The 13811-nt window shown below is 64.0% G+C and carries 15 protein-coding genes and 3 pseudogenes; 14 read left to right on the forward strand and 4 right to left on the reverse strand.

The window, feature by feature from the left end; all coding sequences use genetic code 11:
- Positions 1 to 56: 56 nt before the first annotated feature.
- Positions 57 to 341, forward strand: a pseudogene (locus AVS7_RS23780) (DNA methylase N-4); the annotation flags it as partial.
- On the opposite strand, the pseudogene AVS7_RS25160 reads toward AVS7_RS23780, so the two are convergent.
- A pseudogene (locus AVS7_RS25160) lies at positions 325 to 573 on the reverse strand (hypothetical protein); the annotation flags it as partial. The pseudogenes AVS7_RS23780 and AVS7_RS25160 sit on opposite strands and share 17 nt — an antisense overlap.
- Before the next feature lie 104 nt (positions 574 to 677).
- Here AVS7_RS25160 and AVS7_RS11485 point away from each other — a divergent pair.
- The 13 genes and pseudogenes from AVS7_RS11485 to AVS7_RS11545 all read left to right on the forward strand — a co-directional run.
- Positions 678 to 2144: pseudogene (locus AVS7_RS11485) on the forward strand (phage terminase large subunit family protein); the annotation flags it as partial.
- A gap of 17 nt (positions 2145 to 2161) precedes the next feature.
- Positions 2162 to 2653 carry a hypothetical protein gene (locus AVS7_RS11490; RefSeq protein ID WP_020228539.1) on the forward strand — a complete coding sequence of 164 codons (492 nt, stop codon included), beginning with the start codon at positions 2162 to 2164 and terminating at the stop codon, positions 2651 to 2653.
- Positions 2653 to 2985 (forward strand): hypothetical protein, encoded by a 333-nt coding sequence (locus tag AVS7_RS11495; protein WP_020228540.1) that lies wholly within the window; start codon positions 2653 to 2655, stop codon positions 2983 to 2985. Before AVS7_RS11490 ends, AVS7_RS11495 begins: the two co-directional genes overlap by 1 nt.
- Positions 2986 to 2996: 11 nt before the next feature.
- Positions 2997 to 4811 carry a hypothetical protein gene (locus tag AVS7_RS11500; protein ID WP_020228541.1) on the forward strand — a complete coding sequence of 605 codons (1815 nt, stop codon included), beginning with the start codon at positions 2997 to 2999 and terminating at the stop codon, positions 4809 to 4811.
- A gap of 28 nt (positions 4812 to 4839) precedes the next feature.
- The gene (locus tag AVS7_RS11505; RefSeq protein ID WP_020228542.1) at positions 4840 to 6105 is read left to right on the forward strand and encodes a hypothetical protein; all 1266 of its coding nucleotides are present in this window, start codon (positions 4840 to 4842) and stop codon (positions 6103 to 6105) included.
- A gap of 3 nt (positions 6106 to 6108) precedes the next feature.
- Positions 6109 to 7194 (forward strand): hypothetical protein, encoded by a 1086-nt coding sequence (locus tag AVS7_RS11510; RefSeq protein WP_020228543.1) that lies wholly within the window; start codon positions 6109 to 6111, stop codon positions 7192 to 7194.
- Positions 7191 to 7586: a hypothetical protein gene (locus tag AVS7_RS11515; protein ID WP_020228544.1), complete on the forward strand. Its 396-nt coding sequence runs from the start codon at positions 7191 to 7193 to the stop codon at positions 7584 to 7586. The genes AVS7_RS11510 and AVS7_RS11515 overlap by 4 nt, the downstream gene beginning before the upstream one ends.
- A gap of 3 nt (positions 7587 to 7589) precedes the next feature.
- Positions 7590 to 9617, forward strand: a complete 2028-nt coding sequence (locus AVS7_RS11520; RefSeq protein WP_020228545.1) for a hypothetical protein — start codon at positions 7590 to 7592, stop codon at positions 9615 to 9617.
- On the forward strand, positions 9610 to 9831 hold the full coding sequence (locus AVS7_RS11525) for a hypothetical protein (protein WP_020228546.1): 222 nt from the start codon (positions 9610 to 9612) through the stop codon (positions 9829 to 9831). Before AVS7_RS11520 ends, AVS7_RS11525 begins: the two co-directional genes overlap by 8 nt.
- Positions 9832 to 9915: 84 nt before the next feature.
- Complete coding sequence (locus AVS7_RS11530; RefSeq protein WP_020228547.1) at positions 9916 to 10221, forward strand: DUF6127 family protein; 306 nt, start codon at positions 9916 to 9918, stop codon at positions 10219 to 10221.
- Positions 10218 to 10694, forward strand: coding sequence for a hypothetical protein (locus AVS7_RS11535; RefSeq protein WP_020228548.1), 477 nt, complete (start codon positions 10218 to 10220; stop codon positions 10692 to 10694). The genes AVS7_RS11530 and AVS7_RS11535 overlap by 4 nt, the downstream gene beginning before the upstream one ends.
- Positions 10691 to 11158, forward strand: coding sequence for a lysozyme (locus AVS7_RS11540; RefSeq protein ID WP_024001416.1), 468 nt, complete (start codon positions 10691 to 10693; stop codon positions 11156 to 11158). Before AVS7_RS11535 ends, AVS7_RS11540 begins: the two co-directional genes overlap by 4 nt.
- A 79-nt stretch (positions 11159 to 11237) precedes the next feature.
- Positions 11238 to 11528, forward strand: a complete 291-nt coding sequence (locus tag AVS7_RS11545) for a hypothetical protein (RefSeq protein ID WP_020228550.1) — start codon at positions 11238 to 11240, stop codon at positions 11526 to 11528.
- Between the two features lie 4 nt (positions 11529 to 11532).
- Here AVS7_RS11545 and AVS7_RS11550 read toward each other — a convergent pair whose 3' ends face one another.
- Genes AVS7_RS11550 through AVS7_RS23790 form a run of 3 tightly spaced genes read right to left on the reverse strand, consistent with a single transcriptional unit; the run spans position 11533 to position 13802 of the window.
- Positions 11533 to 12486 (reverse strand): COG2958 family protein, encoded by a 954-nt coding sequence (locus AVS7_RS11550; protein ID WP_020228551.1) that lies wholly within the window; start codon positions 12484 to 12486, stop codon positions 11533 to 11535.
- A 10-nt stretch (positions 12487 to 12496) separates the two neighbouring features.
- Positions 12497 to 13276, reverse strand: a complete 780-nt coding sequence (locus AVS7_RS11555) for a nucleotidyltransferase (RefSeq protein WP_020228552.1) — start codon at positions 13274 to 13276, stop codon at positions 12497 to 12499.
- A gap of 4 nt (positions 13277 to 13280) precedes the next feature.
- Positions 13281 to 13802, reverse strand: coding sequence for an SLATT domain-containing protein (locus AVS7_RS23790; RefSeq protein WP_024001417.1), 522 nt, complete (start codon positions 13800 to 13802; stop codon positions 13281 to 13283).
- Between the last annotated feature and the right edge of the window lie 9 nt (positions 13803 to 13811).

A 13811-nucleotide genomic window follows, 5' to 3' on the forward strand; every position in this document is an offset into this window, starting at 1 on the left:
GCGCTTGTTTTCGAGGAACAGATTCTGAACACGCTCAACGTCGAGTACCGCAAGGTCGAGGCGCTGATCGCGCGATCCTGAACGACAACCTCGGCGACGGCTTCTACGACTTCCTGCTGGCGGCGCTGACGCCGACCATCGGGAACTGCCGGGGCGGCATCTACGTGGCGATGTCGTCCAGCGAACTGGATGTGCTGCAGGCCGCGTTCCGTGCCGCCGGTGGAAAGTGGTCGACGTTCATCATCTGGGCCAAGAACACCTTCACGCTGGGCCGGGCCGACTACCAGCGCCAGTACGAGCCAATCCTGTACGGATGGCCCGAGGGCGCGCAGCGTCACTGGTGACCGCGTCCGCCAGGGTCTGGCCCCGGTACAGCCCGTTTTGCACATCGTCGGCAAAGTGGCGTCCGTGGCGGCTGTCGAGGAAGACCCGGACTGATTCGAGGGGTTGGCTGGTGGCGTCCGAGATGGCGGTCATCGCCAGGGGCCACGCGGTGCTGGCGTGTTCGTTCATCGTGCCCCAGAAGCCCCAGGCTTCGTTCTGGGTGGCGGGGATCTGTTGGTTGGTGTTCATTTCCGGCTCCTTGGTGTTGATCCTTGCGACACCCGTAGTAACGCGCTGTTCGATTGAGAAGCCAAGCGCTGCTTGGCCTCTTTCTCGATCTTTCTGATCAGGCGATCCGGTACGTGATCCACCACGCGCCGGGGCCGATGATGGCGGTATGGCCGACGGTGGATATGGCCAAGCGCAATTCCAAGCAGCGGATCGATCCGTTGATCGAGGAGTCGGCGGCGCTGAGCGAACTGATCTCCCCGGCACGGTCACGCGACTCGGGCAACACCATCCTGGCCAAGGAGTTCCGGGGCAGTGTGCTGGTGATGACCGGGGCCAACAGCGCGGTCGGACTGCGCTCGATGCCGGTGCGGTATCTGTTCCTCGACGAGGTCGACGGTTATCCGCTGGACGTCGAGGGTGAAGGCGATGCGATCTCGCTGGCCGAGGCGCGCACGCGCACCTTCGCCCGGCGCAAGATCTTCATCGTGTCGACGCCGACGATCTCGGGGGCGAGCGCCATCGAGCGCGAGTACGAAGCCAGTGACCAGCGTCGCTACTTCGTGCCGTGGCGCGACATCGCCGCCGCGTGGGAAAGCTCCGTCAACAAGGAGTCGGGGTCGGCGGCCGCCATCAAGACCTTCAAGAACACCGAGCTGGGTGAGACCTGGGTCGAGGAAGGCGAAGCGCCCGACTGGCAACGTCTGGTCGAGCGCCGCGAGGACTACCGGGTCGGCACGGTGCCGCCCGGTGGACTGCTCCTGGTGGGCGCTGCCGACGTGCAGAAGGATCGCATCGAGGCATCCATCTGGGCGTTCGGGCGCGGCAAAGAGTCCTGGCTGGTCGAACACCGCGTGCTGATGGGCGACACCGCCCGCGACGCGGTGTGGAAGCGACTCGCAGAGTTGCTTGCTGAAAACTGGACGCACGCCTCGGGTGCAGCGATGCCGCTGGCCCGTTTCGCCCTGGACACCGGCTTTGCGACGCAGGAGGCCTACGCCTTTGTGCGGGCCTGCCGCGACCCGCGCGTGATGGCTGTCAAGGGCGTTCCGCGCGGGGCTGCACTGATCGGCACGCCAACGGCCATCGATGTTTCGCAGGGCGGCAAGAAGCTGCGCCGGGGCATCAAGGTGTTCACGGTGGCGGTCGGCATCGCCAAGCTGGAGTTCTACAACAACCTGCGCAAGGGCGCGGATGTCAGTGAGGACGGCGTGACCACGGTCTTCCCAGCCGGGTTCGTCCACCTGCCCAAGATCGACGCGGAGTTCATCCAGCAGCTCTGTGCCGAACAGTTAATTACCCGCCGCGACCGCAACGGCTTCCCTGTGCGCGAGTGGCAAAAGATGCGCGAGCGCAATGAAGCGCTCGACTGCTACGTGTACGCCCGTGCGGCCGCATCGGCGGCGGGCCTGGATCGCTTCGAGGAACGCCACTGGCGTGAACTGGAGCGGCAACTCGGGATGGAACGGCCACCGGATGAGCCGCCCCCGATTCAAGCATTCGACCCAGACGAGGCCACCCAACGAGGTGGCCTTTCTGTTTCTGCAACCCCATCACGGCGGCGCGTCATCAAAAGCCGCTGGTTGTCCTGATTTTCAGAGGAGTTTTCATGAGTCTTGCCACCCGTATCGAGAGCCTGGTCATCCGGGTCGCCCAGGAGTTCAACGACGTCCGGGCGACGGCGGGCAATCTCGCTGGCCTGTCCACCACCGACAAGTCGAGTCTGGTCGCGGCGATCAACGAGCTGAAGGCGGCGGTGCTGTCCGCCACTGCCATCGACGACAACCAGATCGCCACCTCCAGCACCTACTCGTCGAACAAGATCGTGTCGCTGCTCGACGCGCTCAAGGCCGACATTTTGGGTGGCGCGGACGCCGCCTACGACACCCTGGTGGAAATCCAGCAGTTGCTGCAGAACGGCACCACGGGACTGGATGCGCTTCTGGCCGCAGTCAATCTGCGCGTGCGTTTCGACGCGGCGCAGACTTTGACGGTGGCCGAGCAACTGCAGGCCCGTACCAACATCGGTGCGGTGGCGGCCAGCGATGTCGGGAACACCGATACCGACTTCGTCGTGATCTTTGACGGGGCGCTGGCCTGATGAGCCTCGCGTCCAGCATTGGCGCACTGGCGGCGCGCATTGGCTTCGAGGTCAAGAACAAGATCGACGCCACGCATCCAGGACTCGCCCGGGTGTGGGTCAGCTTCGGCTACGTGGGCGGTCAGGTCGTGATCGCCAGCGCGCGCAATGTGGCCAGCGTCGTGCGCACGGCGGCGGGCCGGTACCGCGTGCATTTCGCCGTGGCGATGCCGGATGCGAACTACTGCTGGACGGCACTCGCCCGCAGCAGCACCAACACCGGTCAGCAGCGCGTAGCCGTCGTGCGCGCCAGCTCCGACCTAAAGACGGCCCAGTACGTCGACATCTCCTGACCGACACGTCGGTGCTGGGCGCGTACACCTTCCAGCAGTTGATGGAGATGGGTGTGCCTTTCGCGTGGCGCGACCCGACCCAGATTGCCCGCGACGATGGCAGCGGCAACGTCGTCCTCAACGGCGTGAGCATCGGCACCGTCAACTACGCGACCGGCGCGGTGGTGTTCAACCCGGACGTCAGCATTCTGATTCCGCGCCCGAACTACACCGCTGTCGCCATCGCGGGCATCGGACGCTGGCGACTGAACTACGGGGGCATATCCTATGTCGCCGCGCCGTCGCTGTACCCGAACGACGAGTCGGGCTACGTGAAGCTGCGCTACAACAGCCCGGGCTCCGTCAGCAACCACTCGGAGACGTTTCAGTTCGCGCCCAGCTTCAAACTGGTACCCGGCGTGAATGCGCAGGTGGTGACGGGCACGGTACTGCTCACGATCTCGGGCGCGCAGCCCTGGGGCGACAACGGCCAGGGCACCCTGCGCGAGTTCACGCCCAGCGGTTGGGTCACGCGCGGCGCGATCAACTACCTCTCGGGCGACGTCACCCTCACGTCCTGGACGGCGGGCGTGACCAATGCCATCACGCGCGCCAGTTGCGTGACCACGGTCGGCGAGAACATCTCCAGCGAGTTCGTGTTCCGCACCGGCGCGGCACCGCTGCGGCCAGGGTCGCTCTCGATCCAGTACGCCCGCGCGGTCGGCGGCACGCAGAACGTGACGGCCAGGATCGACGGCAAGATCGAGGCGACCGGCATCAGCGGCAGCGTCGACTACGAGACCGGTCTGGTGCGTGTGCGCTTCGGCACGATGGTGACGGCTGCCGGTAACGAAAGCCAGCCCTGGTACGCCGCCGACCGCGTGGGTACGGACGGCAAGATCTTCCGGCCCGAGCCGGTGGCGGCATCCAGCGTGCGCTACAGCGCGGTGGCCTACAGCTATCTGCCGCTGGATGCCGATCTGCTCGGCATCGATCCGGTGCGCCTGCCCAGCGACGGGCGCGTGCCGATCTTCCGTCCCGGCGGTTTCGCCGTCGTCGGGCACACCGGCAAGATCACCACCTCGGTCAGCAACGGCCAGACCATCGACTGCGCCCGGGTGCGTCTGTCGCGCGTGCGCGTGGTCGGCCACGACGGCTCGGTGATCCACACGGGCTACAGCACCGATCTGGAGGCGGGCACCGTCACCTTCACGAACGTGAGTGGCTACAGCCAGCCCGTGACCATCGAGCATCGCATCGAGGACATGGCCGTGGTGCGCGACGTCCAGATCAGCGGCGAGATCAGCTTCACGCGCGCGCTGACGCACGAATACCCGCTGGCCAGTCCCGGCGATCCCGCATCGGGCAGTTTCGTGTCCAGCGCGCTGGTGGCCGGTGACCTGTTCGCCCGCGTCAGCCTCGTTTTCGATCAGGTGACCTGGAGCGGCGCGTGGTCGGATGCCTTGTCGGGCAGTTCGGCGACCGCGACCTTCAACAACACGCAGTACCCGATCCGGGTCACGAATCGGGGCGCGCTGACCGAACGCTGGATCGTGCGCTTCACCAACAGCACCTCCTTCGATGTCATCGGCGAGAACGTCGGCGTGATCGCCACGGGCAACACCAGCACCGATTGCGCCCCCAACAACCCAGCGACCGGCGTCCCGTACTTCTTTCTGCCCGCACTCGGGTGGGGCAATGGCTGGGCGACCGGCAACGTGCTGCGCTTCAACACCATCGGCGCGCAGTTCCCGGTTTGGGTGGTGCGCACCGTCCAGCAGGGGCCGGAGTCCGTGCCCGACGACAACTTCACGTTGCTGATTCGCGGCGACGTGGATACCCCTTGACTTCCGCAACCTTCTCGCAGGAATCCCCATGACTGACTTGACCGTCAAATACTTCAGCAGCGGCATGGTCGGCGCGCCTCAGATCGCCAACAACTGGGGCGATCTGGTGACGATGCTCGACGCCTGCCTCGTCAACGGCTTCGCCCTCAAAGCCATCGACTCGCTGACCTTCGCCAATGGTGTGGTCACGGCCAACATCACCGCCGGGCACGCCTACCTGCGCGATCAGGTGGTGCTGATCGCCGGAGCCGACCAGCCTGAATACAACGGGCTGTTCCGGGTGATCTCGACCACCACGACCACCTTCACCTACGCGGTGACCGGCACACCCGTGACGCCTGCCACCACTGCGACGAGCCTCTCGGCCAAGGTCGCGCCACTGGGCTGGGAGAAGCCTTTCGCCAGCACCAACAGGGCGGCGTACCGCAGCAAGAACCCGGCCTCGCCGCAGAACCTGCTGCTGATCGACAACGGCCTCAAGACGCCGAACTACACGACGGGTTGGGCAAAGTGGGCCAACGTCGGCATCGTCGAAGACCTGTCGGACATCGACACCATCGTCGGCGCGCAGGCCCCTTACGACCCGAACAACCCGACGCAGAACTGGAAGCAGGTCACGGCCAGCCAGTGGGGTTGGTACAAGTGGTTCCACGCCCGAAGCACCCAGTACGAAAGCAACGGCGACAGCGGCGGCGGTAACCGCAACTGGGTGCTCATCGGCGATGACCGGCTGTTCTTCCTTTTTGTCACCAATGCAGCGGGCTACGGCTGGTATGGCCGCAACTGCTACTGCTTCGGTGACCTCATCAGCTTCAAGCCGGGCGACAACTACGCCACCGTGCTGGCAGCCGACGACAACTACTCGGGCATGAGCAACTACTGGAGCTATCCCGGTCAGTTCAGCGGCTATGGCCTGGTCTCTTCGCTCGACTTCACCGGCAAGGTGCTGCTGCGCAACCACACCCAGCTTGGCAACCCGGTTCGCTTTGGGCTGACATCGCTGAACACCAATAACGGCCAGCAGATCTGCGGGCGTGGTCCGACGCCGTTCCCCAACGGGGCTGACTACAGCCTGTGGCTGTTGCCGACCTACGTGCGGCAGGAGGATGGCCATATGCGTGGCCTGATGCCCGGGATGCTGTGGATGCCTCAAGACCGCCCGTACAGCGACCAGACCATCGTCGACAACGTCGTCGGTCAGGCGGGCAAGAAGTTCCTGCTGGTCAGGACGCAGTACAGCTCGGAAACGGAGGGCGCGCAGATTGCGTTCGACATCACCGGGCCTTGGAGGTGATCGATGACCTATCCGCTGAGCGACACCTTCGCCACGGCTCCGGCAAGCGGCTACACCACGATGCTTGGCAGCATGTCCGCCAGCCACAACAGCACGCAGCAATCCATCGACATCTCGGCTCCCAACAGCCAGTCCATCCTGCGCTTCAATGAAACCGCCCACGGCGATTTCTGGTTCGAGGCCGATGTCGAGTTCCTGACCGACCCGAGCGCCCGCAAGCACCTCGGCCTGTGGATGAGCACGGGCAACGGTGCCGAAGGCTATCGATTCGCTCATCTCGACGGCGGGTGGAGCGTATCCCGCTGGAACAGCGGCTTCGGCGACGGCGCGGGCGTGACGGGAGGTGTCAACGATGGCGCGAAGCCCATCGCGGGGCTGGCCGACGTGGCTCCGACTTTCAGCGTCGGTCAGCGAATGATCTTGCTCTGCGAGGTCATCGTCGGAGCCTTCGATGCCAATGGCGTGCCTTGGGCGCGCCTGATCCAGTTCAAGGCCGGTGGCGTGCTGATGTTCCAGGTCGGGGACGCAGCGTACCGGGGCAAGCTGATTCCCGGTGTGTTCCTGTACGGGGCCACGGCCCGCGTCCACGCCATCACCGGTGACACACCGTCCGGTCTGCCCGCGTTTCCCGCGACCGTGGGCGTAAATGCTGCTGATGACCTGTTGCCGCTGGCCGGTGGATCGACCTCGGTGTTGCCCGATCCCGCTGCCAACATCGGCGTCAACGCCGACTGCGACCTGATGCGCTTGAACAGCCCCAACTCTGAGTTGTGGAGCCGAGGTGGCGGCTACGACTGGCACTTTCGCCCGATTCCGAATGGTCGCAAGGACATCCACTTCAGCGGCCACGGCTTCATCGCCGGGACGGTCAAGGAGAAGGGACAGCCCGACCAACCGCTGGTGCGGCGGGTGCAGCTCATCAGCGAGAGCACCCGCGTCCTGGTCGCCGAGACCTGGAGCGACTCCACAGGCGCGTACCGGTTCGAACTGATCGATCCGTCTCAGCGCTACACCGTGGTCAGCTACGACCACAAGCAGATGTACCGCGCCGTGATCGCGGACAACCTACGCCCGGAGATGATGCCGTGACCGTCGCCATCACTGTCGAACACAACGAGGCGCGGCTGGCGGGAACCTTGGCCTTCCTCGACGCAGGCACGAACCAGGCACGCCTGCGCATCTACGGCGGCACGCGACCCGCCACCCCGGCCGCGACCCCGAGCAGCGCGATGCTGGTCGAGATCAGGCTGACCAAGCCTGCGGGCACGATTGCGGGCGGGTTGCTCACGCTGGCGCAGCAGGAGGACGGGCTGATCACGGCGACCGGCATCGCCACCTGGGCCCGTCTGGTCAACGGCAACGAGGTGAACGCCCTCGATCTGGACTGCAGCGGCACCGATGGCAGCGGCGATGTGAAGCTGGCCAGCACCAATCTCTATCTGGGCGGTGACGCCCGGATGGTGTCGGCCATCCTGGGGTAGGACGTGCCTGCCGTTGCCAACGAGGTGACCCTGGTCGCCGCGTTGCCCATGCCTGCCGCGACCGTGGTGATCGGGCCGCCGCTGATCGATCTGCTGTTCGACCAACCGGCTGCCACCGACGCCAATTTGGTATTCGAGGCCAACTACATCGCCCCGCGCGACGATGTGACGGTACGGGCCACGCTGCCATTGCCGGTCGTCGCGATCAAATTCATCCCTCCGGCGCGGGCCGAGTTGTTGGCCGAACTGCCGGGTCTGACGGTGCAGTCCCTGGTCTTGCGCCCAAGCGTGCCCTTGAACGTGGGCGCTGGTGCGGGCGCGAGCCTGCCCGGCGTGGTGTTTACCGGAGAGGTCAGGTACGCGTCACACACGCAGCGGCCCACGGTCGGCCAGACCTCGCACCACTGGCAGATGGCGCAGCAGACGGAGGACGGCGCGGATCAGGGCCAGCAGGACGCGGCCTCGACGCCTACTGGCTGGGAGACGTTCTGGCGGCGCACGCTCGCTTTGCCACATGGCATCGCGCATCGATTGCCCCCGGTCTTGGACTCATTGCCTGTGCAGAACCGCACGGGCCAGCAGCAGGCCAAGCGCTTCCACGACCTGACGTGGTTCGCGCATCAGGATGGCACGTACCTCGAACTGGCCCGGCTGGGTCTGTTCCAGAACGCCGTTCGCCTTCGGGACGCCACGCGCTTCCGGCATCAGGATGGCGACCGCACCAAGCGCGCTGGGCGGGTGAGCTTCTGGCAAGTCGCGCGGCTGCTTACCCAGGGTCAAGGGTCTGATTACCAGAGCGCCAGTGCTGCGCGGAAAGGGTGGCGTGGCCGGTATCAGGAAGCCGTGCCCCCACCGCCGGGGATCAGCGTCTGGGTGGTTCCACAACCGCCCGCGCCGACACCTTGCTACACGCCGAGCACGCGCCTGCTGTTCGCCGCTTTGGCTCCGGTCGACTGCCACTTGCTGTTCGTCTGTGAAAACCACATCGACCCGCCGCCTCCCGATGGGGAACCGGTGGTCGTTCCTGTCCGAAGGGTGTATTTCGTGATCAACAACGTGACCCTGCACCGATTGCCTGATGGCCTGCCGGTGCCGGTGTTCAGCCTTTCGCTCTCGCTCGACTCCGCATCCTGGACGTGGGGCTTCGATGCGCAACTGCCTGCCAAGGCCGAGGCTCTGGTCGCCCCCGGCAACGCGTCGGGCCCGGTCGAGCTGGTTGCCAGCGTCAACGGCACGGCATTCCGCGTAATGGCCGAGAACATCAGCCGCGAGCGCATCTTCGGTGACGCCAGCATCCGCATCTCCGGACGAGGACGCAACGCCGTGCTGGCCGCGCCCTATGCGCCGGTGATGACCTTCAGCAACGCCGAGACGCGCACCGCGCGGCAGCTGATGGAAGACGTGCTCACTCTTAACGGCATCTCGCTGGGCTGGACGGTCGATTGGGGCCTTACGGACTGGAACGTCCCGGCTGGCGTGTTCGCCCGGCAGGGGACGTGGATCGAGGCGCTGAGTTCAATAGCCAGTGCGGTCGGCGGCTATCTGATTCCGCACCCGTCCGACCAGAGCATCCGCGTGCGCCATCGCTATCCGGTCGCGCCGTGGGAGTGGAGCGCAGTCTCGCCGGACTTCGTGCTGCCGGTCGATGCGGTTGCCCGCGAGTCGCTGCGCTGGGTCGAGAAGCCCGCCTACAACCGCGTGTTCGTCTCCGGCCAGGACTTCGGTGTGCTCGGGCAGGTGTCCCGAGCCGGGACTGCCGGAGATGTGCTGGCCCCGATGGTGGTCGATGCGCTCATCACCGAGGCCGCCGCTGCACGCCAGCGTGGCCTCGCTGTACTGGCCGATACCGGGCAGCAGATCGAGGTCAGCCTGCGCCTGCCGGTGCTCGCGGAGACCGGAATCATCCAGCCGGGCGCGTTCGTCGAGTACCAGGACGGCAGCGTCACGCGGCTCGGCCTCGTGCGCTCGACACAAGTCGAGGCCGGGATGCCGGAGGTCTGGCAGACCTTGGGAGTGCAGAGCCATGCATAACCTCTACGAACAGTTTCTCCAACTGATCCCCGATCCACCGCTGCAGGCGGGCACCGTGATCGGCGTCGGCTCCGGCGTGGTCACGGTCGCATTGCCCGGTGGTGGCCTGATCCGGGCGCGTGGCAACGCAGCCGTTGGCCAGAAGGTGTTCGTGCGCGACGACGCCATTGAGGGCATCGCGCCGAGTCTGACGCTGGAGATCATCGAAATCTGAAGCGCCGCCCATTCACCAATTCAACCCTGAGACCCGCCTCGATGCCCACGCATCAGGCGGGTTTCGCATTTCTGGAGAAAGCCAATGACCGAACCCGAACAACAACCGCCTGCGCTCGTCGAGAACATGCTCCTGCTGCGCAAAGAGGACTTCGACGACCTGCTCGACCGCGCCGCCGAACGTGGGGCCGAGCGTTGCCTCGCCCATCTCGGCCTGGAAAACGGCCACGCGGCGCGCGACATCCGCGAACTGCGCGATCTGCTGGAGGCGTGGCGCGACGCCCGCCACACGGCGTGGCAGACCACCATCAAGGTTGTGACCACTGGTCTCCTGGCTGCACTGCTGGTCGGTGCCGCCATCAAGCTCAGGCTGATCGGAGGTGGCCAATGATCGAGACACTGCTTGGTGGCCTCCTTGGTGGGGCCTTCCGTCTCGCGCCCGAAATCCTCAAGTGGCTCGACCGCAAGGGCGAGCGTGGTCACGAGTTGGCGATGCAGGACAAGGCGCTGGAGTTCGAGAAGTTGCGTGGCGCACAGCGGATGGCAGAGATCGGCGCGAGTGCGGACGCAGCGTGGAACGTCGGGGCCGTCGAGACGCTGCGCGAGGCAGTCGCCTCCCAGGGGCAGCGCTCCGGTGTGCGCTGGGCCGATGCGTTGTCGGTCAGCGTGCGACCGGTGATCACCTACTGGTTCATGGCGCTCTACTGCGCGGCTAAGACGGCGGCGTTCGCGGCCGCCGTGACCGCTGGCGCTGGCTGGGGGGCCGCTGTCCTGCACGCCTGGACGGAGGCCGATCAGGCGCTGTGGGCCGGGGTGTTGAACTTCTGGTTCCTTGGGCGCGTGTTCGACCGGGTGCGGCCGTGATTGAGGTGCCGAAAACGGCCATCGAGCTGGCCAAGCGCTTCGAGGGGTTCGAGCGCAAGGTAAAGCGTGGCACGGACATCACGGCCATCCCCTACATCTGCCCAGCAGGCTTCTGGACGATTGGCTACGGCCACCTATGCGACGCCCAGCACCCACCGATCACTGACGCGGAAGCCGAGGCCTATCTGGCTCGCGACCTGAACACAGCACTGGTCGCCACGCTACGCCACTGCCCTGTGCTTGCCTCCGAACCCGAAGGGCGGCTGGCGGCCATCGTGGACTTCACCTTCAACCTCGGCGCGGGGCGCTTGCAGACGTCGACGTTGCGTCGGCGCGTCAATCAGCGGGACTGGGCAGCAGCCGCGACTGAGCTGCGCCAATGGGTCTACGGCGGCGGGAAAGTGCTACCAGGACTCGTCGCGCGGCGGGAGGCAGAGGCTACTTGGCTGCTTCGCAACGCCTGATTTCGAACCGCACGGAAGAGCTTGGCTTCACCGCAGAACAGCGCGTTCATGTCACCTACACCAATACGGAGCATTACCCATGAGCAACAGATTCAAGAATGCTGTCATTGACGATGTTACCGCCCGCAACATCGATACACGCCTACAGAACAACCTGCTCGACCTGTTCGAATCGGCCATGAAATCGGTGGCCACGACGTTAGTGCGCGAGGCCAAGTTCGACACCACCGACTTCGCCACCGCCAATGCACGAGGCTGCGAGGGCTTCACGCTGCTGGTGAGCCGCACCCGCGCCGACTCGCGCGACGGCTGGTTCGGTGCGTTTCAGCGTGGCGACGAACGCCTCGACGTCATGGGTCACCTGGAATAGGTAGTCAATCGTCCAGTTCTGGAACGTCCCAGTCCGTCGAGCGCGCCTCGCCGGTCTGGTAGAACTGCTTCACCAGCTTCACGTATTCCAGAAAATCCCGATTCTCCGTGGCCAGACGATTGGCCATGTCCCAATCGATTTCGTCACGCTCACGGGCCGGAATCAGCACCTGACTGTCGGCAGGGTTGTCTACGTCCAGTTTGATGAAGCCGATGCCGTGGGCGGCGAACAGCATCCGCAGTTCCTTCAGCGTATCGGTGCCGCCGATTTCCGCTGCGACCAGATAGCCGAAGTTGGCCCACGACGAATTCGACACCGCCTGAAAAAAGCACTCGCGCACGTTCGAACGGTTGATCAGCAGCTTGGCCTCGAATGACCACAGCTTGGTGCGCTTGTCGGAATACTGGTTGACGCAGTCGCGCACCTCCTGATGCCAGTCAGCGCCCAAGTCCTCCATACCGACCACGTCCGGGTACAGCCAGCGATTGCCGTTGGGCCCGCGCTTGTTGGACGAACGCTTCTCATCTATGCGTTTGGAAAAAACGCCGAACTCTTCCCACAGGTACTGCGAGAGTAGCGGGTACAAGGCGTGCTCGTCGATCTTCGATGCGCTCGCATCTACAGCTGACGCTGACGCAGTCCCTTCGCTTTCGACTGCCGCCACCTCGGCGCTGTCTGACCGCTCCGAGTAGTAATACCTGCGTGGTCGTCCCTCGGTCGTTTTGAGTTCTGGATGCTTCGTTTGCATACGCGGGCGCTGCGAGCTGATTTCTGCAACGAGCTGCTGCACCAGATCCGCATCGGACTTGATGTAGTCGCCACGGCTGTTGGCCCGCTTTTCCTGACACTCATCCGGGTAGGAAGCGAACACCCACTCGGCGATCTGCCGTGCAGTGAACTTCTGCTCGGGCCGATCCTTCAGGTAGCCAATGACGGCCTTTGCAAGATTGAGCGCCATGTCTTCCTCCTCAGAGCCGGAACAGTTTCTTGATTTCGTTCTCTGCCGTTACCGGCATCTCATCCTTCTCATACTGACGAACATTCGCCACGATGGTTTTTGCGCGGGTGATCTCGTCGTTCACCCATTGAGCGTATGAGGAACTCGTATTCAGATTATCGATAACCGCGAAGAAATAGTCCTTCTGGTTTGCCTGAAACCAGAAGCTCAGGCCGCAGACCCATTTCTCCATCTCGAAGGAAGATCGAAACGGAAACCCTGCGGTCGCATTCCAGTACTTGAACAACCGAATGGACGGCTTGATCAGCGACTTGTTCTCTTTGTTCTTCGCCTCAAGAGTTGCGTTGAAATCATTTGGGTTGGTCGTCATCCAGCTGCCAGAGCCATCCGGAATCTGCAACTCGCCGAGCCACGTGGTTGTTGCGGGCACGAGGTCGAATTTGATGTGGTTCAGCTCGAGGACGATGGTCGGACTGGACTGGCGGATGTCCGAAGAGCTGTAATACTTCTCGACGAATGCCTTCAGCCGGTTCAGATAGGTCTGTGACGTGGCGTTGTTCTCGCTGAACACGATCATGTAGTCAATATCAGAACGCTCGTCCATAGAGCGCGGCAGAATTGTGCCCCGCGTCGACGACCCGAAGCGGAAGTGCTGCTTGATTACACCGCTAGCGAAATGCTGACCAATCCGGGTTTGCAGCGTAGAAATCGAGGTCGTGATTGACGACTGCTCGGTTGTGGAGAGCACAGCACTGCTGGCCGTATCCGTCAGAAAGCTCAAAACCGACATCCTGTCATTTCTCCTTATCCACTTTGTGGGTGGCTTCGCCTTCTTCGATGCCTTTCCGAGCTGCGACAAATGCGCGCCTTGGAATGCTCGGGCTCTTCTGGTTCAGTTCATTGCGTGCAGAGGAAAGGGCCTTCAATCTCTCAGGAAGCTCTCCCAGCCGATCAGTCTCAAGCAATTCGATCTCGCGAAAAAAGCGGGCTTCATTTCGAAGAGCCAAGAACTGTCCGGCAGCTGCCCGGTGCATTGCAGCGCGCTCGTTCGGCTTGAGAAAGGTCATCAAACCTGTCAGCAGCGATGCCAGCAAGGTGAAGGCACTGGCCCACTCAGGCTGGCTTTTGACCAGAGCGGCACCAGCAATCGCACCAAGAGCGGTTGCTGGCACACCCAGCCAGTAGTTGCGCCGAACCCATGTGTCTTCGGCATTGAAATGTCCCTTGCTTGAATACAGGGCGTCTTCTTCCAGTCGCTCGGCCTCTCTGCAAAGCGCAGAAATCTTGGCTTGATCGGTTGTATGGATCGGGTTCATCGGAATTCC

Source organism: Acidovorax sp. MR-S7, from assembly GCF_000400995.2.
GTDB lineage: Bacteria > Pseudomonadota > Gammaproteobacteria > Burkholderiales > Burkholderiaceae_C > MR-S7.

Coding starts and splice junctions, on each gene's coding strand:
- AVS7_RS11490 (WP_020228539.1), top strand. CDS start 2,162: ATGAGTCTTGCCACCCGTATCGAGAGCCTGGTCATCCGGGTCGCCCAG.
- AVS7_RS11495 (WP_020228540.1), top strand. CDS start 2,653: ATGAGCCTCGCGTCCAGCATTGGCGCACTGGCGGCGCGCATTGGCTTC.
- AVS7_RS11505 (WP_020228542.1), top strand. CDS start 4,840: ATGACTGACTTGACCGTCAAATACTTCAGCAGCGGCATGGTCGGCGCG.
- AVS7_RS11510 (WP_020228543.1), top strand. CDS start 6,109: ATGACCTATCCGCTGAGCGACACCTTCGCCACGGCTCCGGCAAGCGGC.
- AVS7_RS11525 (WP_020228546.1), top strand. CDS start 9,610: ATGCATAACCTCTACGAACAGTTTCTCCAACTGATCCCCGATCCACCG.
- AVS7_RS11530 (WP_020228547.1), top strand. CDS start 9,916: ATGACCGAACCCGAACAACAACCGCCTGCGCTCGTCGAGAACATGCTC.
- AVS7_RS11535 (WP_020228548.1), top strand. CDS start 10,218: ATGATCGAGACACTGCTTGGTGGCCTCCTTGGTGGGGCCTTCCGTCTC.
- AVS7_RS11545 (WP_020228550.1), top strand. CDS start 11,238: ATGAGCAACAGATTCAAGAATGCTGTCATTGACGATGTTACCGCCCGC.
- AVS7_RS11550 (WP_020228551.1), bottom strand. CDS start 12,486: ATGGCGCTCAATCTTGCAAAGGCCGTCATTGGCTACCTGAAGGATCGG.
- AVS7_RS11555 (WP_020228552.1), bottom strand. CDS start 13,276: ATGTCGGTTTTGAGCTTTCTGACGGATACGGCCAGCAGTGCTGTGCTC.
- AVS7_RS23790 (WP_024001417.1), bottom strand. CDS start 13,802: ATGAACCCGATCCATACAACCGATCAAGCCAAGATTTCTGCGCTTTGC.